Here is a 23,557-nt window from a genome sequence, read left to right as displayed (position 1 = left end):
GGCATGGTCGGGCAATCAGATTATCTGCCGCCCGGCTTACCGCTCAATCGTGCCAAATGGCCGCAGGAGTGCCAGCTCAAAGAGCACTACGACATGCGGGCTGCGGCACTCATACGTCAGCTGTTCGAGAAGAAAGTTACTCGTCAGTTCATCGTTGAGTCGATTGCAGCGACGCCGGAAAGCTACCGGGAGTTTTTCAAAGAGAGATTAAATTTTTGGCGGGAGAAGAGAGCATGAAACAGTTTCTAAACAGCGGTTTGATTGGAGTTCAAAAAAATGGCTAAAAACTCGATCGACGCGTATGGCGCCAGCGGAAAAACCAACGTTCTGATGTTCGAACCGGAAAAGCTGCATCTGGTTACCGACAAAACGCACCCGCTTTACGATGAGCGTATCCACCTGCCTATCAGCGAGGCAATGGTGCTGAACATCATGGACCAGGGTGTTCTTGAGCCGATTATCGTCTGGAAGGACCCCGAAAGCGGGCTGGTCTGTGTGGTGGATGGTCGTCAGCGTGTGCGTCATACCCTGGAGGCTAATAAGCGCCTGGTTAAACAGGGTGATTCTCCATTGCTGGTTCCTGCGGTAACTAAACGCGGTTCTGCCGCTCGAATGGCTCAGGCAATGGTCAGCGCAAACGAAATCCGGCAGGCTGATACGCCGCTGGGTCGAGCCAAAAAGATGGCTGATGCGCTGGAGCGGGGGCATGACGAAGAAGACCTCGCGCTGATGTTCGGCGTCAGCGTCCCCACTGTACGCGCAACCCTATCACTGCTGGATGCCACTCAGGCAGTCAAAGACGCGGTAGAGTCCGGCACAGTGACCGTTACCCAGGCGCGTCAACTTGCATCACTAAAACCCGAAGAACAGCGGGAAAAGGTAGCCGAAATTAAAGCGGCGACCGCTGGCACAACCGGCCATGAAAAAGCCCGACGTCAGCGTCAGATCCTCGGTGAGGCAAAGCCGCGCCTGAAAACCCGCAAAGAAATCACAAAAGCCCTCGAAGATGCCAGCGGCGAATATGCCGAGGCTCTGCGCTGGGTGCTTGGGGAGGCGCAATGAACGTTGAACCTGAAAGTTATAGCCAGCATGCCCTGCTCGGGTTCGCAGCTGTGGTCGACATTGCATGTTGGGTCGCTGTGATCGTCGTGACCTGGGGGATCTGCAAACTGATTGAGTGGTGGACGGCATGAACGAAAAATACACTTTGATTTATGCAGATCCGCCCTGGACCTACCGCGACAAAGCCAAAGATGGAGAACGTGGCGCCGGGCATAAATACCAGACAATGACTGTGCTCGATATCTGCCGCCTCCCGGTCTGGGAGCTGGCCGCTGAAAACTGCCTGCTGGCTATGTGGTGGGTTCCGACTCAGCCGCTGGAGGCGTTGCGGGTAGTCGAGGCGTGGGGATTCCGCCTGATGACCATGAAAGGCTTTACGTGGAACAAATGCTACAGCCGGCAGACCAACAAAATGGCCCTGGGAATGGGCCATTTAACCAGGGCTAACAGCGAGGATTGTCTTTTCGCTGTGCAGGGGAAATTACCCGCCCGGTTGGATGCAGGGATCGTTCAGTCATTTACAGCCCCGCGTCTGGAGCATTCGCGCAAACCAGATATCGTGCGCGAAAAGCTGGTGCAGCTGCTGGGCGATGTACCGCGTATTGAGTTATTCGCCCGCCAGTCTTCGCATGGTTTCGATGTGTGGGGCAATCAGTGTGAATCGCCAGCGGTGGCGCTGCTGCCGGGCATTGCCGAATATATCGGAGAGGTTGCTTAGCCATGAAAAACACAATTCAGGACTTAATGAATCACCAGTTCGCCATGCTGGAAACCGTCACCGATCCCAACATCAAAGGCGAACTGCTTCAGGAAGAGTTATCGAGGGCTAAAGCGGTAGTGGAAATCGTTGGGGTGATGGTGGGCACTTATCGCGTCGCCCTCGATGCTCAGAAGGCTATTTATGACGGCACAGCGGGGAATGTGCCTAAGATTATGGGGATCGAAAAATGATAGAAAAATACTCTCCAGCCCAAGAATTGTTTATAAAGCGGCATATTAAAAGTTCTACTGCGCGTGAATTAACTGAAATGTTTAACGCTCAATTTGGTACAAATAAGAGCGTGGGCGCTATCCGTATCTGGTGCAAATCTCATGGGTTAGGAAAGCAGTTTTTAATTGAGCCGCGCTATACCGATGAGCAGCTGACGTTCATTTATGCCAATAGGAATCTAACGAATGCTGAACTTACAGAGAGGTTTAACAGGCGATTCGGTACCGATAAAAAACCTGACAATATCAAGGGTGTAAAGATAGCTCGCGGATGGACTCGCGAACCTAAAGGCCGGAAACGCATTCTTCCCCAGTACATCACTGTTAATAAAGAGAAAATCAGACTCGATGTATACGTATATGAATGCGTACATGGAAAATTACCGACCGGTTATTCGGTTATACATCTGGATAATGATCTTAATAATAACAATATCGATAATCTGCGCGCTGCCCCTAAAGAAATTCGCCGCCTGTTTTCTGGCGCGGGCTACTCTAAAATGCCGCAGGTGCTTGCTCCGGCGCTATATGCACAAGTTATGCTCCGCCATGCAATCAAACGATTGTCCAGCTAACTGGGGTGGTTAATGGCTAAATCATCCGCAGAACGTAAAGCCGCGCAGAGGGCGCGGCAATCTGCCGCCGGCAACCGGAAAATTGAGCTGGTTCTCGATGCGCAGGAACTGGACATGCTGGCGCGTAACTGCGCCGCCCGGCGACCTGGTCGTGATCCGTACGAAATGGCGGAGTACATAGCGCTGCTGATCCGCCAGGATGATGCTCGGCTTAGTGGCCACATCAAATCGATCAGCAAACGCCTGTGTGGAAAGTGCGGTGAGTCGCTGCCGATCACCTCGTGCCCGTGCGTTGGTGATTCGCAATGCTGGGTAACGCGAGGTTGGCACGAAACCAAACTGTCAGCATAGCGAACAACCATACCAGATAAAACAGAGCCGTCAGAAATGGCGGTTTTCTTTTGAATTCAATCGGATATTTTGATGTTTATTGTTGATTTTTAACGATTAGTGCTCTTAAAAATTTGCGCTCACTGTCAGTTGGTAGTATATATACTGTAAATTTATACAGTATTTGTTGAGGGAGAGGTAGTGGTTGATAAGAAAGACGCAGGAGACCTTCTCCCCGACGATGGCGATGTACTGATAACGTGTGAAAATGGGAAGATCAAGAAGACCAGAATAGTCCACTCTGATGAGCATGTGGCGACACTTAACGCGTTGTTTGAGTTAGCTAAATTGACTGGTTACACGATTATCAAACCAGACGGTACTATGCTATAATTACCCTGTTGGCCTGAACACCCAACACAATGTAATTCTGAACAATTGCTGCGCTAAAGGGGAACCCAATGGCGCAGTATTCATTTATCAAATCAGCAGGCGATGTATTAATCCCTGCATCTCCAGACGCCCGCGAGTTTGTGAAGAAAATTCGCCTGGGGGCAGTCCTTTACTCTGATTTTAAGCAGGCAAGAAACCCGGCATTTCACCGCAAATTTTTTGCCCTCCTGAATCTGGGATTTGATTACTGGCAACCTTCCGGCGGTACAATATCGCCAGCCGATAAAAAACTGGTTCGTGGTTACGTGCAGCTGGTGGCCCACTATGCCGGGCACGGCGACACATTGCAGGAACTGGCGGATCAATATCTTCGCGATGAGGCGGAAAAACGCGCCGGGAATATCAGCGCTGTTAAATCATTCGAGGCGTTTCGTGCTTGGGTAACCATCGAAGCTGGTTTTTATAACGAATATCAGATGCCTGATGGCACCATCCGCAAAGAGCCAAAGTCCATATCGTTCGCCAAAATGGACGACCTTGAATTCTCCCAGCTTTATAAGTCAGTCCTCGACGTTCTCTGGAACTTCATTCTGTTCCGCACCTTCCCAACGCAGCAGGCAGCAGAAAACGCAGCCTCTCAGCTTTTCAGTTATGCGGCCTGAGGTCACCACCATGACTAAAGACGATAAAGACTGGCTGTCAGACGTAGCCGAATTGGGTTGCATTGTCTGTCGCAATCTCGGTTTCGGTTCCACTCCGGCAGAAATTCACCACATCCGAACCGGGCAGGGCGCCGGCCAGCGCGCAAATCACAAAAGAACCTTGCCTCTTTGCCCTGCACATCACCGCACTGGCGGTTTTGGCGTGGCAATTCATGCCGGACAAAAGACATGGGAGGGCAAATACGGTACCGAACTGGAGTTGCTCGATCAGGTGACGACTGAAGTGAAGGTATTGCGCCTATGTCGGGTTTAACCAGAAAAAAAATTGCGGTGCTTGAGCTTATTCGCACCTGTTCGGAAGGGGTAACGTCTGCCGAAGTGATGTATTCGCTCGGTATGTCACGCAGCACTGTATTTTTTATTTTGGACAGTCTGCTTAAAGACAATCTTATATTCCGCGCCCACAACGAAACAGGACGAAATTCACGTCGCATTTATTTCCCAACGGCAGAGCTGGCGGAGAAGTTTTCCGGAAACAAAATCCCTATGAGCAAACGTGAAAGCTTTTTCGACTCCTGCCGGCGCCACAGCAAAAACTACATGATCACTCTGCTCCTGCGGAGTGCACGACAACCACCGAAAGAGGAAAACCAATGAGTGAAGCTAAACCGCAGGACGGCAGCACTGTAAAAGGCTACCGCACATTAACCGCTAGCGACATAGAGCGCATGAACCGCCTTAAAGGCGTCAGCCGCCACTTCTGTAGTTTGCTTGATACTGAGCGAGGTGAATTGTTGGCTGTCCGTAATGGTCCGGCAATGTTAAGCGCTGAGCAGGCTCGGGAGATTGATGAAGCTATGCGCAGCCTGGCAATCGCCCGCACCAAAATGCAGGAAGCCTGTATGTGGGCATGCCGTGCAGTCGCCCGCCCTGATGCAGACTGCTAACAAATCCGGAGATCAAGAGGCCATTTCAGTTGGTGGCCTCACTGCAAGCAGCATGAACGGAGAAACCAATGATCACCCTTAATGACGAAGAAGCCGAAAAGCTCCTGGAGCTGATGAAAGCCCGCTTTCTTAAAGCCCACCTGAATACAGCCATGTACGGCGCAGCCGCTTACGCGAACGGCAATTCTGACCGTGTGATTTTACGCGCAGTAAAAAATGGTGACGCCCCTGAACTGAAAATCCTGATGGCCGCTATGGGCCTCATCCCTGAAGAGGAAGATAACAGTGAAAAAACTGCATGAGTTAGACACCAGTATTCAGGTGGAGATCGTCAAAAGTGCTGGCGCCGTTCTGGCTAAAAATTTTGGCTGGCCCGGCGGTTCGGACGGAACGCAGGCAGCTAAAGACATCGTCACATCTGTCGTGGATGCATTCCTGTCGCTTTACCCGGAAGAAAAACCACACGATGAAAAAATTGAAGAGCCAAAAAGCGATCCCGAAGAAATTCAGCAGAAGCGGAAATACACCCGTCGTAACACGGAGTAATGAGATATGGCAGCGCCAAAGGGCAATAAATTCTGGCTGGCACGCAGCAAGCACGGGAGAAACCCAAAGTTCTCTGATCCTGAAAAGCTGTGGGATGCCTGCTGTGAATATTTCGACTGGGTGGAAAAACATCCTCTGTGGGAAACCAAAGCATTCAGTTTTCAGGGGCAAATCACTAAAGCCAGACTCCCGAAAATGCGTGCTATGACGCTTAGCGGCTTGTTTCTGTTCCTCGATATCGACCGGAAGACGTGGGAAGCATACGCGAAGAAAAAAGATTTACTCCCGATCACTACGCGAGTGGAAAGCCTCATCTATGAGCAGAAATTTTCCGGCGCTGCCGCTGATCTGCTTAACGCCAACATCATTGCCCGCGAGCTTGGGCTGGTGGAGAAAAAATCTGTTGAGGGTGATCTGGAAATGACCGTCAAGGTAAAGCACTTCAACGAAAAAGAATAGCCAGGCGTTTCAATTGCCTGGTTAATCGATTGAATGAGAAAAACCCCGGCATTTTATCCAGTATAGTGAATAGGAAGTGAATAAATGGCAGAAATTATTCTCCCGGCGAACAACTGGACTCCACGCCCACATCAGCGAAGGGCATGGGTTGAAATTCAGGGTGGAAAAAAAAGAGCGGCGCTTTGCTGGCCTCGCCGTTACGGGAAAGACGATTTCAGCCTGCACATGACAGCATGTAAGGCATTCGAGCGTGTCGGGAACTATGCCCACTGCCTGCCGCAGGCGAACCAGGTAAGAAAGGCTATCTGGAAGGCGGTTAACCCGAGAACTGGGCGTCTGCGTATCGATGAGGCTTTTCCTCATGAACTGAGAAGAAAAACGCTCGATAACGAGATGATGATCGAGTTCATCAACGGTTCCACCTGGCAGGCCGTCGGCAGCGACAACTATGGCGCGCTAATTGGTTCCGGTCATGTCGGGATTGTGTTCTCAGAATGGGCGCTAAGTAACCCCTCTGCGTGGGCATTTTTGCGACCGATACTGGCTGATAACGGCGGCTGGGCTTTTTTTGTCTCCACGCCACGCGGGAAAAACCACTTCTACAAAATGTTCCAGGGTGGGTTAAAGGATCCTGACAACTGGTTTTGTGATCATTTAAGCGCCGATATTACGCTGCACATCCCACCGGAAACACTCGCTCAGGAGTTGCGCGAGATGCAGGCAGAGCGCGGGGAGGAAGAGGGGCAAGCTCTGTTCAATCAGGAATACATGTGTGACTGGAACGCTGCAATACCCGGCGCCTATTACTCATCGATTTTGGTTGGTCTGGAGAAGGCCGGGCAAATAGGGAATGTGCCGTGGGATCCCCAGTATGAGGTTTACACGTCATGGGACCTGGGCATTGGCGACGCAACGGCTATCTGGTTTTATCAGTTTATCGGCAAAGAGGTACGCGTCATTGATTATTACGAATCGTCCGGCGTTGGCCTGGAGCACTACGTAAAAATATTGCGCGAGAAACCGTATACCTATGCTGAGCGTCATTTCTTCCCGCACGATGTCCGCGCCCGAGAACTGAGCACCGGAGCATCACGCGAAGAGACGCTGGGCAAGCTGGGGATACGCTGCAAGGTACTGCCGGCCACATCGGTTGATGATGGTATCAGCGAGGTGCGTATGATGCTGCGATCCTGTTGGTTCGACAAAACCAAATGCGAAAAAGGCCTGGAGGCTCTGGGACAGTATCAAAAAGAGTGGGACGACACTCGAAAAATGTATAAGCCAACCCCTCTGCATAACTGGACGTCTCACGGCGCAGACTCATTCCGTTATGGTGCAGTAGGCAGTAAGTCTTTGCGTAGCGGCAACCGCCACACAACCCAGCAATTTGCCCAGTCCAATTACGATCCTTATAACCCTCCTGGACATAGCCAGCAGTTTTACACTGATTCCGACTGGGATCTGTATGGGGACAACTGATGTCAGACCAAAAAACACAAGAAAATGAATCAGAGCGTATCGGCCGGATACTGCGTGAGCAAAAAAGCATGGAAACCGATCGTTCCGTATTCGAGCAGCACTGGCAGGAAATAGCAGAGCGCATTCTACCGCGCAGTGCCGAGTTCAAAGGGACCAGGCAGAAGGGCGGTAAACGTACCGAGAAAGCGATAGATGCTACCGGCGCGCTGGCGTTGCAAAAATTCGGAGCGGCCATCGAATCAGTTATCACCCCGAGAACACAGAAATGGCACACTCTCAGCAATGAGCGATTCGCTAATGATGAAGAGGTGCAGCGTTATTTCCAGGAGGTTCGCGATATTCTCTTCCGCCTCCGTTATGCACCGTGGGCTAATTTCGCCTCGCAATCTCATGAGCATTATATTTCCTCGGGTGCATTTGGGACCGGCTGCACGTTCGTTGATAACGTGATCGGAAAAGGCCCGCGTTATTGCACTTATCACCTGCGAGAAATTTATTTCACTGAGAATTTCCAGGGGATGATCGATGTTGTCCACCGTAAATATTGCATGACCGCCCGTCAGGCTATTCAGCAATTTGGCGAAGAAAATCTCCCTCAACAGGTAAGAACGACCGCGAAGAGCGACCCGTCAAAGCAATTTAACTTCCTGCACCGCGTCGAACCTAATGATAAACGTGACATGTCACGGCAGGACAAAGAGGGCATGCCATTCCGGTCTGTGCATATTTGCATGGAGGGAAGCAAGATTGTGCAGGAGGGCGGCTACTGGTCACAGCCCTATGCAATCAGCCGCTATTACACCGCGCCGGGTGAGGTATATGGACGCTCACCTGCAATGGTTGTTCTACCGGATATCAAGCTGCTGAACGAAATTAACCGTGCCATTATCGAAGGGGCGCAAATGGCCGTTCGCCCGCCGATGTTGTTACCGGAAGACGGCATTCTGCAACCGTTCAAAATGATGCCTGGCGCGCTGAACTTCGGCGGAATGAACCGGGACGGTAAACCACTTGCCTTGCCTCTGAATACTGCGACTGATTTTAGCGTGGCGATGACGCTGGCAGAGCAGAAACGACAGACAATCAACGACGGTTTTTTTATCACGCTCTTCCAGATCCTCGTTGACAACCCGCAAATGACTGCAACAGAAGCGATGCTGCGTGCTCAGGAAAAAGGTCAGCTGCTGGCGCCGACTGCCGGGCGTATTCAGGCCGAGTTTCTGGGGACTCTTATCCTGCGGGAAATTGACATTGCTTATCAGAACGGACTGCTGCCCGAACCGCCCGAACAACTGAAAGAAATTGGTGGCGAATACGATATCGAATACACCAGCCCGCTGGTGCGCCTGCAGATGAGTGAAGAAGCGAGCGGGATTATGAACGTCGTTAATGCTGCCGGCACTATCGGACAATTTGATCAGAATATCGCCCGCACCCTGAATGGCGATGCCGCATTGCGCTTTATTGCTAAAGCCAGTGGTGCACCGCTGCAGGTGGTTAAAACCGAAGCTGAAATGGCTGCGCAGGATGCTGCAGATCAGCAGCAGCTGCAACTACAGCAGTTGCTTGCCGCAGCGCCGGTGGCTGCAACCGCAGCTAAAGATTTCGCCCAGGCCAATCAGATTGCGCAGACACCTGCGCCGTCGCCAGCGTTACAGGGATAATGATGAACCGTATAAAAAGTCTGTGGCTCACGCTGAACCGTGCGCGGGCTTTCCAGTCAGTCTTTGGCACCCCGGGGAACATGACGCCGGAACAGAAAGTTGTTATCCGACTCTTGGCAAAACTTTGTCACGTCAATTCTTCCAGTGTCGCTATTTCCCCAACGACCCAGCAAACCGACCCATACGCCGTATTTGTTTCGGAGGGCCGCAGGGAAGTTTTCCTGCACATAAACCACTATCTCGGCCTTTCGCAGGCGGATATCGCCGCCATGATCGCCGAAGAAATGAACGAACTAAACGAGGAAGACAACAATGAATCTGTTTGAACGTTTGATGCTGCGCCGTCTTATGAATGTTGCGGGTGAAGGTGGAGAGGGTGGTGCCCCGTCAGCAGCCGCAACAGAAGAACAACAACAGGAGCAGCAGCCCGGCCTTCTTAATCCCGGTGAACCAGCAGGGCAGCAACCGGGCCAACAAACTCAGCAGCAGGAACAACAACAGGCGCCCGCGGCGTTTATTGAAAAATTGCCTGACGATGGCGACGAAAAAGGCTGGCAGGATCTTTATGCGAAGTTGGGGCGCCCGGAAAAAATTGAAGACTACGGTATTAAGCCACCGGAAGGCAGCGACGGGACATTTTTAAATACGGCCTTGAGCTGGATGCATGAAAGCGGGCTCAATAAAAAACAGGCTGAAACCGTAATTCATAAATTCAACGAATATGCAGCCGAACAACAAAAAAGTGCCCAGGAAAATATTGCTAATCAAAATGCTGCTAACCGGGAAAAGGTTATCAAGTCCTGGGGAAGTGAAGTTGAGGCAAATACAGCGATTCTTCAGAACGCCGTGCAACGATTTTTCCCCGATGCAGTGATTGAAAAATTCAACACTGCGGGATTACTCAATGACCCAGACCTTGTGAATGCAGTCCTGGCGATCGGTAAAGCGCTAGGTGAAGACAAAACAGTTACAGTCGCAGCGCCGGGTAATGCAGCAGAAAAAGATATTGCCCATCGCATGTGGCCGAACATGCAATAAGGAGTTTTAAATGCCAACACTTACCGGCTTACCGACTCTCTGGGACGCAGCGAAATTGCTTGATCCGGATGGCACTTCTGCGAATGTCGCCGAGGTTCTGGATCAGGACAACGAAATGCTGTGGGATTGCCCGTTTTATGAAGGCAACCTGCCGACCGGAACGCGCATCACAACCCGTACTGGTTTACCTGATGTGTACTGGCGCAAGCTGAACAAAGGTATTCCGGAAAGCAAGGCAACTACCGCGCAGGTAGATGAGACTACCGGTCTTCTTGAAGCCCGCTCTCAGGTTGATGTTCGGGTTGCTGCGCTGAATGGTAATACGGCAGGTTTTCGCTTCAACCAGTCTAAACCGTTCATGGAAGCGATGAACCAGAAGGCTCAATTCCAGATGCTTAACGGTACGCTTGTTGGGCAACCGGAGGCATTCCTGGGCATTGCTCCACGCTTCAGCGATTTGTCTGCGCCTAATGCCGACAACATCATCGACGCCGGCGGTACTGGTGCGAATCTCACCTCGATTTATCTCATCGGATGGGCGCCTGACAAGGTCTACGGAATTTTCCCGAAAGGTTCAAAAGCCGGTCTGACTCATCGTGATTTGGGCGAGGGCGACGCCTTTGATGATGATGGCAACCGCTTCCGGGCGCTGATGGACCTCTATACCTGGGATCTCGGTATTGCGCTGCACGACTGGCGCTACGTCGTACGCATCGCCAACATTGATGTTACCGCTCTGCGTACTAACGCTAATGCGGGTGCAAACCTCATCAAACTGATGGCTATCGCGGAAGAGCGTATCCAGTCACTGGTCGGTGTAAGCCCGGCTTATTACATGAACCGCACACTGCGCGCGATGCTGCGTCTGCAGCTGGTTGATGCCGTGAAAAACTCAACCCTGACAATGGAAATGGCTGGCGGACGTCGTGTGATGTTCTTTGGCGAAGTTCCGGTGCGCCGGGTTGACCAGTTAAAAATCGGGGAAGCTCAGGTCGTCGCCTCTTAATGGGGCGATTTTCCGGTTTACTTTTTCAGGAGATAACCATGTTTGTTGATGCCCAGCTTGAATTTTCTGACTCTCAGGCGATCACCGCCTCAGCGGCCAGCACGAACATCATCGATTTTAACCCGGCATTCGATTACAACACTGTGATCGATGCTGGCGCTGGCGAGCCGACTTTTCTGGTTGTGACTCCGTCGGTGACATTCGCGGCCGCAGGGGCGGCTACGCTTGCGATTGAGTTACGCGCTTATGCCAACGAGGACAAAAGCGATACACCAACCGTTATTTTTTCTACTCCAGCGAAAGCGCTGGGCAGTCTCGTCGCAGGTAAACCGGTTGTCGTGGTGGCGCTGCCTTCGGCCAATTATAAACGCTTTTTAAGCCTGCAATATACGGTCGCTACAGGCCCGTTCACCGCTGGCGCATTAGATGCCTTCATAACGAAAGATGCACAGACGTGGCGCTCTTACGCTAATAACGTTGAGTTCGCCGCGCTTAATCTCAGCATTGCTTAATTTGGGTGGAGTGAGTGCGTTTTCAGGGGCTGCGGCCCCTGCTTTTTTATGAGGTATTATGATGACCGGTCAGACAGATATCATGAATCTGGCGCTGGTTTCCTTCCTGGGATCCGACCATCTCATGGATCGTGATGAGCAGGATAAAAACACGCGCGTGATGAACCTGATTTACAACCCTATCCTCGAAAAGCTACAGCGCGAATATGCCTGGAATTTTTGCGCCCGCAGCGTCCAGCTCACCCCGTTAAACAAAACGCCTGTCATCGACTATCAATACGCTTACCAGCTGCCCGTTGATTTAATGGTACTGGTATCGGTGGGGGACAGATATTACGGGTGTGATTTCTCTGAATACGATCCCCGCCTGGTCACGGCTGAATATCGCATCGAGGGGCGGGAATTGCTGACGGATCTACAGCCACCGCTTAGCTTGCGCTATCGGGCCAGAGTAACCGATGTATCACAATTCGACTCCACCTTTGTTGATGCGCTGGCTTGTATGCTGGCAGTTCGCTCCTGTAAAGCGGTGACCGGCAAGGATACGCTGGTTGAATCGCTGTTGCAGCAGTTCCAGATGATCATCGCAGGAGCCATTCGCGTAAACGCTATAGAAAAGCCCAGTGAGAAATTCCCACCTTCAACCTGGATGGAGGCTCGTTTGTAATGGCAAAAATCCGCCCTATAAAGCGCAGCTTTAATGCTGGAATACTTTCGCCTGTGATGTATGGGCAAGTAGATTTTGATAAGTGGGCCAGCGCCGTCAAGTACATGAAAAACTTCATACCGCTTCCGCAGGGGCCCGCACGTCGCCGCGGCGGGACGCAATATGCCGGTTCAGTGAAAAACAGCAACGACCGAGTCTGGTTAGCATCATTTCAGTTTAGTACGACGGAGGCTTTTATCCTGGAGTTTGGCCCTGGATATATCCGTTTCTGGTACAACCATGCGCAACTGCTGGATGGCGATAACAACATTCTTGAAATTGAAACGCCGTGGGGATCTGATGATCTGACCCGTAACGGGAAATTTGGCCTGTCTCTGCAGCAGTCAGCAGACGTGATTTACATAACCTGCACAAATGGAAATTACCCTGTTTATAAGCTGACGCGAAACACTAATACCAACTGGAGCCTGGCAGAGGCCAGTTTTTCCGGTGGCCCATTCGCTGATATTAATTCTGACAAATCCAGCGTCGTTTACACCGACCAGTTCAGGATCTGGTCTGAGGATGGAAACGATTTGCCTGATGGCACCCCAACCACCACAAGCCTGTGTAACATCACTGCCAACACAGATATTTTTCAGACTGCACATGTAGGGTGTCTTTTTTACATCGAAGCCAGCACTGATGCAGTGGATGATGATACCGGTCATAGCGGTTACATACCCGCCTGGGCTGCTGGCACATCAGAAACTTTCTCCGCCGGTGTTTTCTGCCGTTCAGATGGGAAATATTACGAAGACATGGACGGCACCAAGACCGGTAATACGCAGCCTACATGGACGGCTGGCGCCCATAGGGATGGAAGTGGTGGTGATGCGTCACTCTGGCGATATTCAGGCGGTGGCTGGGGGATCATTGAGATAACAGCGGTCAATAGTGCCACATCCGCAACCGGTAAGATCGTCACTGAACTACCACCCAGCGTCAGAAACACAGTTGGGAAAACGTATAAATACGCTTTCGGTGACTGGTCTGATGTTCTCCGCTACCCCCAGTTTGCGGCATTTTTCCGGGGACGTCTGGTCTTCGCTGGCCGACAAAAAATATGGTCCAGCGTCGCTGGTGATCTGCAGAACTTCAGCCCAATGACAAATGGCTATGAGGCAGAAAGCGATGATTCGATTAATGATCGCATTGATGATACTCAGGACACCATGCAATGGCTGGTCGCCTCCGCAGGGAAAATATTTATCGGGACTGCCGGGTATGAATTCTCCTATGGCGAGCAAAGCCTGACTTCCGTTTTTGGCGCGGGTAATACAAAGGTTGAGCTGAACAGTACGATCGGCAGCAACGAAGTGCAGGCAGAGCGCCTTTTTGATCGAGTTGCGTTTGTGCAGCGTGCTGGGCGCAAGGTGATGATTGCCGCCTATGATTCGGGCAGTGACTCGTTTTCAGCATCCAATTCATGCATTCTGGCCCCCCATCTTTTTACGTCTGAAATCATTGCACTGGCGTATCAGCAGGAGCCCAACCGGATCCTTTGGGTGTTGCTGGAAGAAGGCAAACTGCTGGGACTGACCTATGACGCAGAGCAAAACATCACCGGCTGGCATGAGCATGATACCGGCGGTGCGGTGGAAAGTATCAAGGTCATTCCGGATATCGATGGCGGACGCGATGAGCTGTGGATGGTTGTTAGACGAACCATAAACGGCACAACGGTGCGCTATCTGGAATATATGCTGCAGGAATATGACAGCGCGTTTATCACCCAGGAATGGGCGCGAGTGCTGGATTGTATGGCGACATACAACGGTGTTGCGACAACGGTCATTTCCGGGCTGGGGTTTCTGGAAGGGCAGACGGTGGCAGTCGTGACCGACGGCGCCACGCACGCATCGCGAACGGTAAGCGGAGGCAGCATCACGCTGGACTGGCCATCATCTGTTGTTCACGTCGGAATCAATAATGCGGCTGAAATTATCACCTTGCCTCTGGAAGGGGGTATTAAACGCTTTGCCAAAGCACGACTGCGTTTTATCGATACGCTAGGCGGTAAGTTCGGCGATGAGGGCGGAAAATATCTGGATAAGCTTCGCGCGCGAGACTACTCAGACAATATGGATGAGGCGCCGCCTCTGTTTAATGGCGTAGTTACCGTTCCGTGGCCTGGCGAGTTTAATGAGAATGGAAGCATCCGTATCGTGCAGGACCTGCCGCAGCCAATGACCATTGTCAGCATCGATCCAGTAGGAGAAATGGAAGATGACTGAGCCTGTAATCGTCCATCTTGAGGAGTTCCACCTTAATGAAATATTCCCGGACTCATTACCGCCGGAGGCTGTTGCGTCGCTGGTATCTTTCCCATCGTTTGCGATGGAATACGGGGAAAAAACACTTGCCGCTGGTGGCGCCATTCAGTTAGCCCCGGGCCGGGTCAGACTCTGGTTACATACCGTACCAGATGCAGAACAGTTCCCTGTTCATATTTTCCGTGCTGCACTGCGGTTTACCGAAATAGCGTTATCCGAAAATTATCGAGTGGAATGTATCTGCGCCGATAACCTGTCTGCCCGCGTTGCAAAAATGCTCAGTTACCAGCAGGACGCTATTATCCGCAATTATCAGCCTGGCTGTGACGCCAGATTATTTTCAATCGTGAGGTGATCATGCTGTTTAAACGCAAATTCACACTGGAAACTGACCCGGCATCATGGGCTGCTGGTGCCGCTGTTCTGTCGGCTGGTGCAGGAACTTATTCAGCCATCTCCAGCGCAAATAAAAAAGGAAGCGTCATAAAGCCATCGGCGCAGGTTACGCAGGATGCTTCAGTTGCTGAATCCGATGACCTGCTGCGCCGCCGGCAGCGGCAGGGGAACCAAAGCAACGTAACGGGAGCTTCGGGAACCGCCGCTAATACTTCAGGCCAGAAGACGTTGCTGGGTGGCTGATGGTCGTTCCGTTTGAGCCCTGGCACCTGGTAGCCATTACGCCGCAACCACATCAGGTCAGCAGTATCAGGACTGAACAGCACGCCGTGAACATCGCCAGTGTCGGCGCGTTTACCTGTCTGCACAATGACCAGCCTGTGGCTATAGGCGGCATCGTACCCGCGGAAAAGTACGGACTGGTATTTGACTCCGGCATAGGGTACGCCTGGATGATGATTTCGGCCGGGATTACTCACCTCTGGCCGGAGATATTCAGGGCAACGCGCCGGGAATTACACCGGGCGCTGGCGAACTATCACCGCATCGAGGCCAGCACCACATTCCCGGAAGGCGAAAGAATGCTGGCGATGCTGGGTATGCGATGTGAGGGGCATCTGAAGAAATTTAACCACAGGGGAGAGGATTCTTCCCTGTGGGCGATAACGAGGTGATCTATGGATTCTGTAAACTGGCAGACGGTCGGCGACAGTTTCAAAAATAATGCAGTACCAATAGCGCAAACCTCAAGCTCTGCGTTAAATGCATTCTCATCATTAAGTAGCACGCGTCAGCAATCCAGTAACCTGAACACCAACGCGCAGCTGCTCGACCAGCAAGCAAACCAGACTATTTTAAACACAGGCCAGCAGTCGGCGCTCATTCGCCGTCGTGGCGCCCAGTTCCAGGGAGAGCAGGATGCGCGTATTGCTGCGAGCGGTACCGGCTTTGGCGGCACTAATGCGCTGCTGCGCCGGCAGACCGCGCTTAACATCCAGGAGGATGCGAACGCGGTAGCTAACGAGGGCATTCTCCAGTCTGATGCACTGAAGAATGAGGCTGGTGCCATGCGTCAACAGTCTAAAGCTGCTCGACCGGGTTTGCTGGGGTTCTTGGGCGCGAGCGCGCAGATTGGTAGCACGTTCCTTGGCGCAAAATACGGACAGAAATAGGACGCAAAAATGCCTAACTTACCTTTTTACGATCGTCAGGTGACGACACAAGGGATTGGCGCCGGGCCGGTAGACTTACCCAATAACACAACCGATCAGCAAATGCTGAATGCTGGTGCGGATGCCGCCGCCAGAGCAACAGCGTCTATTACGCGACAGGTTTCAGACACGGCTTTACAGGACGGCGCACTGAAACTGGACACCATCAAATACAACCTTTTTAACCAGGTTCGCCAGAAGCAAGGGCAAAATGCTATTGGCTCTTCTGATGATGCCCTACAGCAATTTGATCAGGCCGCCGGCACACTGGGGCAGACCATACCAGAAGGCAGGAGAGATGACTGGAACAGGCAGGTAGCGGCAACACGCCTGCAGCTGCAGAGTTCTGCCGATTCGCATGAATATCAGCAATTTCAGGACTACAGCCGCGGGCAACTGGATGGACGTCTACAGATGGCTGTGAATGATGCCGAAACTTATCGCAGCGACCCGGGAAACTATGCCGTTACCAGGGCAAAGGCAATTGATGCTATCCGGACCTACGGTGCCGCAAACGGACAATCTGATGATGAAGTAAACGGCCGGATAGCCAGACTTGATCAGCAGATGTCTCAGAACGCCATGCAGGCATATATTGCAGACTGGCGGACAAAACAACTTACCTCTCCAACGACTTTTACCCCTGGCGACCTTTCATCTGACAAAGTTTTCTCAGCGATGATTCCAGCGGAATCTGGCGGCCGGCAGTTTAATGGCAATGGTCAGACGCTTACCTCGCCGGCTGGCGCCATGGGGATAGCGCAGGTCCTCCCAGCAACGGCTGAAGAAACGGCCAAAAAACATGGCATGCAGTGGGACCCACAACGCTTTATGTCTGACGCCAGTTACAACATGCAGATAGGTCAGCTATATCACCAGGATCTTACCAAAAAATACGGGGGTAACCAGGCACTCGCGGTAGCTGCATATAACGCCGGGCCGGGTGCGGTAGATGACTGGATTAACGGTACGAATAAAGCCGGAAAAAATCCGGCACTCCTTCGTTTAGGGGATCCCAATAAAGGGGATATTTCCAGCGATCAGTTTATTGCCGGGATACCTTTTAGCGAAACCCGTAATTACACCATGAATGTTTTAAGCCGTGCTCAGTCTTTGCCGCCGGAAGCTGAGATATCGCAGATCCAGAAAATTCCCTGGTATCAGAATGCGAGTCCGGAGCAGAAGAGCCAGTTTTTAGGTCAGGTATCCGCTGAAGTAAACCGGCAGCGCGCATACGGCATGCAGAACCTGCAGGACACCATGCAAAATAATATGGCTCAGATGCAGAACGGGATCATGCCCACACGTGACGTCACTCGCCAGGAATATCTCTCATATCTGCCGCAGGGAGCAACAGCGCCGCAGCTTGAACAATTCAACCGCCAGTATGATGAGTATGAAGCAACAAAAGCGCTGGTGCCGACATATAACACGATTATGACCCAACCCGTCGCGATGGCGCAGCAGAGCGTTCAGGCGCTTTACCCGCAACCTAACGACCCTGACTTTGATCGCAAGTTGTCTTTATACCAGAAAGCTACCGCCCAGTTGCAGCAGGTAACTCAACAGCGCAAAAGTGATCCCGGCGCGTGGTTTATGAAAAACTCGCCACTTGTGCAGCAGGCATATAACTCATGGCAACAAAACCCCGCCGATCCTGCTATGGCACAGTCATTTATTGCTTCGGTGCAGTCAGAGAAAAGTCGATTCGGTATCAGCAGTCAGAAGGTGCTTCCTGACTCGATAGCGCAGGCTATGGCTGAAGGATTTAACAACAACAAAGAAACAACAGTTGAATCCATCAGGCAGCAGCTGAACGCGTTTGGGCCATATTCGCAGGCGGTCGGCCGACAGATTATGGGGCAAAGTAAAAATGGTCCTCTGGTTGGTGCATTATCAGCTGGAAATCCGCGGGCAAGTGTACCGTTGTGGCAGGAAAGAAACACGCCAACATCAGCCCTGAAAGAGTCAGTCGTTGCAAAAAATGGAAAGGGGGCAGACACCTCCGTTATGCAAGAATGGGCCGATGCGTCTGCAGATTTCCGTCAGACGATGCTTGTGCAGCCCGGCGGTGCAGGAAGCTGGTCAACGCTTGACGAACAGGGGCAGCGGCTGACGATGATCAACGTATTACGTGGAATGGATGCAGGCGCTGCGGCAAAGCAGGCTGCTGCCGATATGTTCACCAGTCAATACACTGTCAACGATACATATCGCGTTCCAACTTATCTTGGCTATCAACCGGATTACATCGCCCGCGGTGCCAGTCTGTTTAAAGATAAGCTGACAGCAGATCAGCTTCAGCCTCTTAATTTCGGGAGTAAAACGCCCGACGAATTCACCAAATCACAAACGCTTTATGAGGTGAAAAATAACGCCCACTGGGTAAATAACTCGGATGATACCGGTCTGGTGCTGTATCTGGGCAATAACGTACAGAATGACGCCAGTGGAAATCCTATTACCGTTAGCTTTGCGGATCTCGACAAAATGGCGAAAGCTGACCCATCCTGGTGGCAGAGCGTTAAAAAATTCGCATCCCGGGAGACGACGTATACTCCAGGGACTGAAAGAGATGCGCGAGCGCAGAACCTTCAGGGATTACGTGAAACGTACGGCGGCCAGTCGCAAAGCGGCCCATCCTTTTCTGAAGGAATGAGGGACACCAATGCCAATATTCGTTGATGATGGTGACGCAGGTTCAGGCCTGCAGCAGCCAGGTAGCAACTTTGAAAGCGGATTTGGTCAGGCTTTGGGGGCTGCTTTTTCTGAAGGAATGCGCTCAGGACCAGCCAACGCTGGAAGTCGGTTTTTTGAATCCGAGGCCTATGCTAATGATCCTACATCTCCTTTAGTAGATCAGCAGACGGCTCAGCAAAAGTTTGACTCTCTGGGCATCAAAAATATCAAAGTACCAGAACAGGGTGTAACACAAGCGTATCTGGACCATGTAACCGAGACAAGCCGGGCGACACAGGAGCGGCGAGCAATATTGCAGTCCGCGCCTTCCGGCGTAGCAACACCTCTTATTTTTACCGCGGGGCTGGCTGGCGCAATGACGGATCCGGGTAACCTTGCTCTGGGGTTCGTTCCAGGTCTTGGGGAGGTGAGAGCGGCCAGCGTTGCAGGTCGATTTGCACAGCGATTTGTACAGGGTGCCAGCGCCGGTGCCGTCCAGTCTCTGGTTGCTGAACCTATTAATGCCTTGGCATCAGCATCTGAAGGTGATGATTACACCCTCGGCCAGGCAGTGGAAAATTTCTTCATGAACACGATAGCCGGCGGTGGACTGCATGCCTTTGGCGGTGCCGTTCGTGATTCAATAGCCGCCAGGCGTCAGCAGCGTTTACAGCAGGATAACCCGCAGGCGGTTTCTGACGCTGCGCCAGCAGGGCAGGCGGATATCGTTAATGCCGCTGGGCTCACCCCGGACAACACCCCTGTATTGCGTGACAGTTTTGCCGACGCACAGACTGACCTGGCCCGAACCATTAACACTAGCCTTGATGATTATGCTTGGCAGCGTGCATGGAACGAAACTATTCAGCCCTATCGTGATTCTCTCACCTGGCAGCTTGACGGTCAGTCGCCCCGCATTGCCGACATCAACCGGCAGATTGCCGAAAATGAAGTCTCGTTGCAGCAGTCAGATCAGCAATTCCGTGACCTGGCAAAACAGTATCAGGGCCAGCGCATGAGCCGCAAACAGGCGGAAGCCCGTGCGCGAAAAGATATTGAGCAAATCCGCCAGAACACTGAGGAATCGACAGCACGGTTACGCGAAGAAATTTCTGCCAACCGGGATGCGGAAATCTCGCGCGGCAAATTACACCAGCTTGAACGTGGGGAAATTCCGGATGATCTGGCAAATATGATTGAAGTCAGGGCCGGGCAGATCAAACAAGGGTTGCAGGTTTCTCCGCTGGCTGGCGGCGTAAGAACCGCATCTGAGCGTTTCAGCGATGCGAATATCTTTGTTCGCCAGAATGCACTGAGGTCTGCGATTCGCCAGGCAGTAGACGGTTACAATCCTGATATTGAGGATTTTTTCCGCCTTGCAGATCCGGCGGAACGTAGCGCTGCACTGAATCGCCTGAAGATGCAGGCTGATAACCAGCGGCATTCTGATGCGGCCGCACGTGCAGCCAGCACAGATGCAGAACAAACCATCCAGCAGCGCGGAGACGACGAACTGCGGGCAGCGCAGGAAGATCTGCAGTCTGAAATGGAACTGGCCCAGGCGCATTTTAATGGACTGGAAAATCAGGCAGAAATAAACGCCCACCTTGCCGAGATTCAGGCTGGGGCCGGGGATATGAGTTTTGCTCAGGCTGCGCGCGCATTTGCTGCCTGTATGTTGAGGAGAGCTATCTAATGGCACAGGGTGAATTTCTGACAGCCTGCGAGCAGGCAGTAAACACGGCGGCCGGGCGCCAGCTCGGTGAGGATGAGATGCAGGATCTGGTTACCCGTATGGAATCTACTGTCGCGCGTATACGGGCTGAAAATCAGGGGTTATCCCTGGAGGAAGCCGCTCTCCGTGCTGCTGATGAAGTGGCGCGTGATGATGCGCTGGCGAAGCACATCGAAGCGCGAAATCGGGTTATCAATCTGCGCCTGATGCATGAGAACCTTCAGCGTATTGATGCCTTCGGTGGACGCCCTGATCTCGCCTTGTCCGCTATCATGGTGGGGCGCAATGAGGCTGTGGCCGGTTCCCGCGACAGCGCGTTTAATAACATGCGCCAGCTGCGCGATCACTACATTTCCGGTCTTGCCAATGATCTGGAAGCGCAGGGCGTTTTACCTGTTTTTGCTAACGGCTCACTGGATCAGAATATTGCTGATGCTATGTGGCGGTTAGGTAATAACCTTGATGTGGGGCATATCCCGGAAGACGCAATCAAAATTGCCCGCGTTCTGGAGAAGTGGCAGGAAAAAGCCCGCATCGATGCAAACCGTGCTGGCGCGTCGATTGGCAAATTGCCCGGTTATATTGCCCGTCAATCTCACGATATCCATAAAATTCGAACCGCAGGCTTTGAGGCCTGGCGTGATGCCATACTTCCGGAGCTGGATCCTCGTACTTTCGAAGGTCTGGACGTTAATGGTCAAAACGGCGTTACCGTTCGAAAAGCGGCGGTGATGACGGAAGACCAGATTTACGGGCGTGCCCGCCCGGCCAAACCACTGAAACCTGAAAATGTAGGAGCGCTGGCGCAGCGTGCTGATGGACGTTTTTATATCAAAGGTATTATCAGCGAAAATGTCGATCTCATGCGCGGTAACGGGCAGGTAGTGCGGGCGAATTTCCGCAATGGTGATTTGCTGGCTAACGGGCAGGATATCGATCTCGGTGATATCGTTGGTTTCCGGAATGACGGCGGCGAGTGGGTGAGCGTCGCCGGGCGGACCCCGCGTTTTGATCCGGTAGCGCCAGGCGGACTATCGCCATCACAGGCGGTCATCGACGATTTTTTGCATAACGTTTACGTGGGGCTGTCTTCCGGCGTCCATTTACGTACTGATCGCCCGGACTGGATGACAGGGTTTAAAGGCGGTAGCACCAACGTTGCGCGCCGAGCGAGCCAGGAACGCGTATTGCATTTCAAAGACGGTCTGTCGTGGTACCGCTACAACGATAAATTTGGCGTGGGTAACTTGCGTGAAGCCGTGGGGAGCGGTCTTATTCATTCAGCTGAAACTACTGGACTGATGCGGCGTATGGGTACCAATCCGGAAAACATGTTTAATGAGCTTGCCGACCGGATTGAACAGCGCTACAAGGATGCGAAAGACGACAATGCGCTGAATAAATTCCGGCAGAAGCGGAACACATCTTTGACAAACCAGTTAAAGGAAATCACAGGCCAGACCAATATCCCCGGTAATGCCGGGCTGGCACGCATCGCCGCAACCGCCCGCGCTATGGAAATTATGATGAAACTGGGTGGTTCAATGATTTCTTCTTTCAACGATATCGCTACCCAGGCAATGGAGATGCGCTATCAGGGGCGCGGCATGCTCGGCGCCGTGTGGGAAGCAACCAGCAATAAAGTCCAGTTGACGCGATGGAAAGGTGCTGAACGCCAGCAGGTTCTGAAATCGATAGGGCTGCATGCTGACGCTATGAAAGATGAACTGATATACCGCTTCAGCGCCGACCATTCGATGCCTGGCAGGATGAACCGTGCGATGCGGCATTACTTCCGGTTGAATCTGCAAAACTGGTGGACGAACAGCAGTCGCTACAGCACTGGCATGATGGTTGCTGAGTGGCTGGGCACACACGCCGGAAAATCATTTGGTGATGTGCCGGAAGAACTGCGCCGGGTTCTCTCGATGCATGGCATTGAAGAAAATGAGTGGGCAGCGCTCAGTAAAATGAAGCTGCGCGCAGCGGACGGTAACGCCTACATGACTCCTGACGGAGTAGCAGATATACCACAAACAGATATTGAGAATTATCTCACCAACCGCGGGATAAAAATCAATGATCGTTCAGTGGAATATGCTCGTGAGCTTCTCTCCGATAAGGTGCGCGGTTATATACTCGATCGCGTTGGTGTAGCTCTGAACGAACCGGATGCACGCACAATGTCGATCATGAAGCAGGGAATGCAGCGAGGCACCGCCTATGGCGAAATGCTACGATTTGCATGGCAGTTTAAATCTTTTACAGCCAGCTTTATGCAGAACGCGATCGGTAGAGAGCTCTACGGACGCGGTTATGATTTTGGTTCACTAAGCCAGAATGTTACCTTTCGCAATAACGCCCTAATCCGGGCTATGCGTAATGGAAACGGTGAGCTGATGGGCGTTGCTCAGCTTTTCCTGTGGGCGACGGCATTCGGTTACCTCTCCATGCAGACGAAGCTGATGCTTAGGGGCCAGACTCCGCGCCCGGCCGATAATGTCAGTACATGGACAGCAGCCATGGCGCAGGGCGGCGGGCTGGGTATTCTGGGGGATTTCCTCTTTGGGGAGTACAACCGGTTCGGAAATACCCCGGCGACGTCGCTGGCTGGTCCGTTTGCATCAGATGCAGCACAACTGGTTAATCTTTTTGGACTGACGAAACAGGGGGATGCAAAAGCCGCTGATTACTTCAACTTTGCGATAAACCACACGCCGTACATGAACCTGCATGTGGTGCGCCCGGTAATGGACTTCCTGATCCTGAACCAGATGCGGGAATGGATGTCGCCTGGCTCTTTGCAACGCTACCAGCAGCGCGTGAAGGAAGAACAGGGAAATGACTTTATCATTCCTCCGTCTCAGTTTATGCTTGGGCGATAACTGTTC

29 protein-coding genes are annotated in these 23,557 nt (G+C 52.2%); all 29 read left to right on the top strand.

Going from position 1 to position 23,557, the window contains the following annotated elements:
• The first annotated feature begins 3 nt into the window (after positions 1-3).
• The 29 genes from ACOI7D_RS03575 (at position 4) to ACOI7D_RS03435 (ending at position 23,551) form a co-directional block, all read left to right on the top strand.
• Positions 4-237: a hypothetical protein gene (locus ACOI7D_RS03575; protein WP_064172712.1), complete on the top strand. Its 234-nt coding sequence runs from the start codon at positions 4-6 to the stop codon at positions 235-237.
• Between the two features lie 39 nt (positions 238-276).
• The gene (locus ACOI7D_RS03570; RefSeq protein WP_117090048.1) at positions 277-1,062 is read left to right on the top strand and encodes a ParB/RepB/Spo0J family partition protein; all 786 of its coding nucleotides are present in this window, start codon (positions 277-279) and stop codon (positions 1,060-1,062) included.
• 127 nt (positions 1,063-1,189) lie between these two features.
• Entirely contained in the window at positions 1,190-1,780 is a 591-nt protein-coding gene (locus tag ACOI7D_RS03565; RefSeq protein ID WP_009308336.1) for an MT-A70 family methyltransferase, read from the top strand.
• A gap of 2 nt (positions 1,781-1,782) precedes the next feature.
• Positions 1,783-2,013: a hypothetical protein gene (locus ACOI7D_RS03560; protein ID WP_009308338.1), complete on the top strand. Its 231-nt coding sequence runs from the start codon at positions 1,783-1,785 to the stop codon at positions 2,011-2,013.
• A complete protein-coding gene (locus ACOI7D_RS03555) occupies positions 2,010-2,627 on the top strand; it encodes an HNH endonuclease (RefSeq protein ID WP_064172714.1) in 618 nt (205 codons plus the stop codon). The genes ACOI7D_RS03560 and ACOI7D_RS03555 overlap by 4 nt, the downstream gene beginning before the upstream one ends.
• Positions 2,628-2,639: 12 nt before the next feature.
• Positions 2,640-2,978 carry a hypothetical protein gene (locus ACOI7D_RS03550; RefSeq protein ID WP_004141579.1) on the top strand — a complete coding sequence of 113 codons (339 nt, stop codon included), beginning with the start codon at positions 2,640-2,642 and terminating at the stop codon, positions 2,976-2,978.
• 180 nt (positions 2,979-3,158) lie between these two features.
• Positions 3,159-3,350 (top strand): hypothetical protein, encoded by a 192-nt coding sequence (locus ACOI7D_RS03545; RefSeq protein WP_029499143.1) that lies wholly within the window; start codon positions 3,159-3,161, stop codon positions 3,348-3,350.
• Between the two features lie 68 nt (positions 3,351-3,418).
• Positions 3,419-4,012 (top strand): DUF1367 family protein, encoded by a 594-nt coding sequence (locus ACOI7D_RS03540; RefSeq protein ID WP_221014689.1) that lies wholly within the window; start codon positions 3,419-3,421, stop codon positions 4,010-4,012.
• Between the two features lie 10 nt (positions 4,013-4,022).
• Positions 4,023-4,325 (top strand): Ref family recombination enhancement nuclease, encoded by a 303-nt coding sequence (locus ACOI7D_RS03535; RefSeq protein WP_009308344.1) that lies wholly within the window; start codon positions 4,023-4,025, stop codon positions 4,323-4,325.
• On the top strand, positions 4,313-4,669 hold the full coding sequence (locus ACOI7D_RS03530; protein WP_023316634.1) for a helix-turn-helix domain-containing protein: 357 nt from the start codon (positions 4,313-4,315) through the stop codon (positions 4,667-4,669). The genes ACOI7D_RS03535 and ACOI7D_RS03530 overlap by 13 nt, the downstream gene beginning before the upstream one ends.
• Positions 4,666-4,959, top strand: a complete 294-nt coding sequence (locus tag ACOI7D_RS03525; protein WP_064186982.1) for a DUF7681 family protein — start codon at positions 4,666-4,668, stop codon at positions 4,957-4,959. Before ACOI7D_RS03530 ends, ACOI7D_RS03525 begins: the two co-directional genes overlap by 4 nt.
• Positions 4,960-5,027: 68 nt before the next feature.
• Positions 5,028-5,261 carry a hypothetical protein gene (locus tag ACOI7D_RS03520; RefSeq protein ID WP_048256716.1) on the top strand — a complete coding sequence of 78 codons (234 nt, stop codon included), beginning with the start codon at positions 5,028-5,030 and terminating at the stop codon, positions 5,259-5,261.
• Positions 5,245-5,505 (top strand): hypothetical protein, encoded by a 261-nt coding sequence (locus ACOI7D_RS03515; protein ID WP_009308351.1) that lies wholly within the window; start codon positions 5,245-5,247, stop codon positions 5,503-5,505. The genes ACOI7D_RS03520 and ACOI7D_RS03515 overlap by 17 nt, the downstream gene beginning before the upstream one ends.
• A gap of 6 nt (positions 5,506-5,511) precedes the next feature.
• Positions 5,512-5,964 carry a DNA-packaging protein gene (locus ACOI7D_RS03510; protein WP_020947865.1) on the top strand — a complete coding sequence of 151 codons (453 nt, stop codon included), beginning with the start codon at positions 5,512-5,514 and terminating at the stop codon, positions 5,962-5,964.
• A gap of 84 nt (positions 5,965-6,048) precedes the next feature.
• The gene (locus tag ACOI7D_RS03505; protein WP_064172717.1) at positions 6,049-7,443 is read left to right on the top strand and encodes a hypothetical protein; all 1,395 of its coding nucleotides are present in this window, start codon (positions 6,049-6,051) and stop codon (positions 7,441-7,443) included.
• Entirely contained in the window at positions 7,443-9,107 is a 1,665-nt protein-coding gene (locus tag ACOI7D_RS03500) for a portal protein (RefSeq protein WP_024623096.1), read from the top strand. Before ACOI7D_RS03505 ends, ACOI7D_RS03500 begins: the two co-directional genes overlap by 1 nt.
• A gap of 2 nt (positions 9,108-9,109) precedes the next feature.
• Complete coding sequence (locus ACOI7D_RS03495) at positions 9,110-9,433, top strand: hypothetical protein (RefSeq protein ID WP_024623095.1); 324 nt, start codon at positions 9,110-9,112, stop codon at positions 9,431-9,433.
• Positions 9,420-10,145 carry a hypothetical protein gene (locus tag ACOI7D_RS03490; protein WP_024623094.1) on the top strand — a complete coding sequence of 242 codons (726 nt, stop codon included), beginning with the start codon at positions 9,420-9,422 and terminating at the stop codon, positions 10,143-10,145. Before ACOI7D_RS03495 ends, ACOI7D_RS03490 begins: the two co-directional genes overlap by 14 nt.
• 10 nt (positions 10,146-10,155) lie before the next feature.
• Positions 10,156-11,151, top strand: coding sequence for a major capsid protein (locus tag ACOI7D_RS03485; protein WP_024623093.1), 996 nt, complete (start codon positions 10,156-10,158; stop codon positions 11,149-11,151).
• Positions 11,152-11,189: 38 nt separating this feature from the next.
• Complete coding sequence (locus tag ACOI7D_RS03480; RefSeq protein ID WP_004191050.1) at positions 11,190-11,663, top strand: Bbp16 family capsid cement protein; 474 nt, start codon at positions 11,190-11,192, stop codon at positions 11,661-11,663.
• A 61-nt stretch (positions 11,664-11,724) separates the two neighbouring features.
• A complete protein-coding gene (locus tag ACOI7D_RS03475) occupies positions 11,725-12,330 on the top strand; it encodes a hypothetical protein (protein WP_221014692.1) in 606 nt (201 codons plus the stop codon).
• Positions 12,330-14,606, top strand: a complete 2,277-nt coding sequence (locus tag ACOI7D_RS03470) for a hypothetical protein (protein WP_024623092.1) — start codon at positions 12,330-12,332, stop codon at positions 14,604-14,606. The genes ACOI7D_RS03475 and ACOI7D_RS03470 overlap by 1 nt, the downstream gene beginning before the upstream one ends.
• Positions 14,599-15,000 (top strand): hypothetical protein, encoded by a 402-nt coding sequence (locus tag ACOI7D_RS03465; protein WP_004199486.1) that lies wholly within the window; start codon positions 14,599-14,601, stop codon positions 14,998-15,000. The genes ACOI7D_RS03470 and ACOI7D_RS03465 overlap by 8 nt, the downstream gene beginning before the upstream one ends.
• A gap of 2 nt (positions 15,001-15,002) precedes the next feature.
• Positions 15,003-15,284 (top strand): hypothetical protein, encoded by a 282-nt coding sequence (locus ACOI7D_RS03460; protein ID WP_016197572.1) that lies wholly within the window; start codon positions 15,003-15,005, stop codon positions 15,282-15,284.
• Positions 15,284-15,715 (top strand): hypothetical protein, encoded by a 432-nt coding sequence (locus tag ACOI7D_RS03455; protein ID WP_004199505.1) that lies wholly within the window; start codon positions 15,284-15,286, stop codon positions 15,713-15,715. The genes ACOI7D_RS03460 and ACOI7D_RS03455 overlap by 1 nt, the downstream gene beginning before the upstream one ends.
• Positions 15,716-15,718: 3 nt before the next feature.
• Positions 15,719-16,213, top strand: coding sequence for a hypothetical protein (locus tag ACOI7D_RS03450; protein ID WP_117245799.1), 495 nt, complete (start codon positions 15,719-15,721; stop codon positions 16,211-16,213).
• A 9-nt stretch (positions 16,214-16,222) separates the two neighbouring features.
• Positions 16,223-18,937, top strand: a complete 2,715-nt coding sequence (locus tag ACOI7D_RS03445; protein WP_004199529.1) for a lytic transglycosylase domain-containing protein — start codon at positions 16,223-16,225, stop codon at positions 18,935-18,937.
• Complete coding sequence (locus ACOI7D_RS03440) at positions 18,921-20,627, top strand: hypothetical protein (RefSeq protein ID WP_223882076.1); 1,707 nt, start codon at positions 18,921-18,923, stop codon at positions 20,625-20,627. Before ACOI7D_RS03445 ends, ACOI7D_RS03440 begins: the two co-directional genes overlap by 17 nt.
• A complete protein-coding gene (locus ACOI7D_RS03435) occupies positions 20,627-23,551 on the top strand; it encodes a hypothetical protein (RefSeq protein ID WP_221014690.1) in 2,925 nt (974 codons plus the stop codon). The genes ACOI7D_RS03440 and ACOI7D_RS03435 overlap by 1 nt, the downstream gene beginning before the upstream one ends.
• The last annotated feature ends 6 nt before the right edge of the window (positions 23,552-23,557 follow it).

Source organism: Klebsiella sp. C360 (genome assembly GCF_048822415.1).
Taxonomy (GTDB): Bacteria; Pseudomonadota; Gammaproteobacteria; order Enterobacterales; family Enterobacteriaceae; genus Klebsiella; species Klebsiella quasipneumoniae.
The sequence above is the reverse complement of the archived record's forward strand: the minus strand, read 5'-3'. Positions and strand labels throughout refer to the sequence as shown.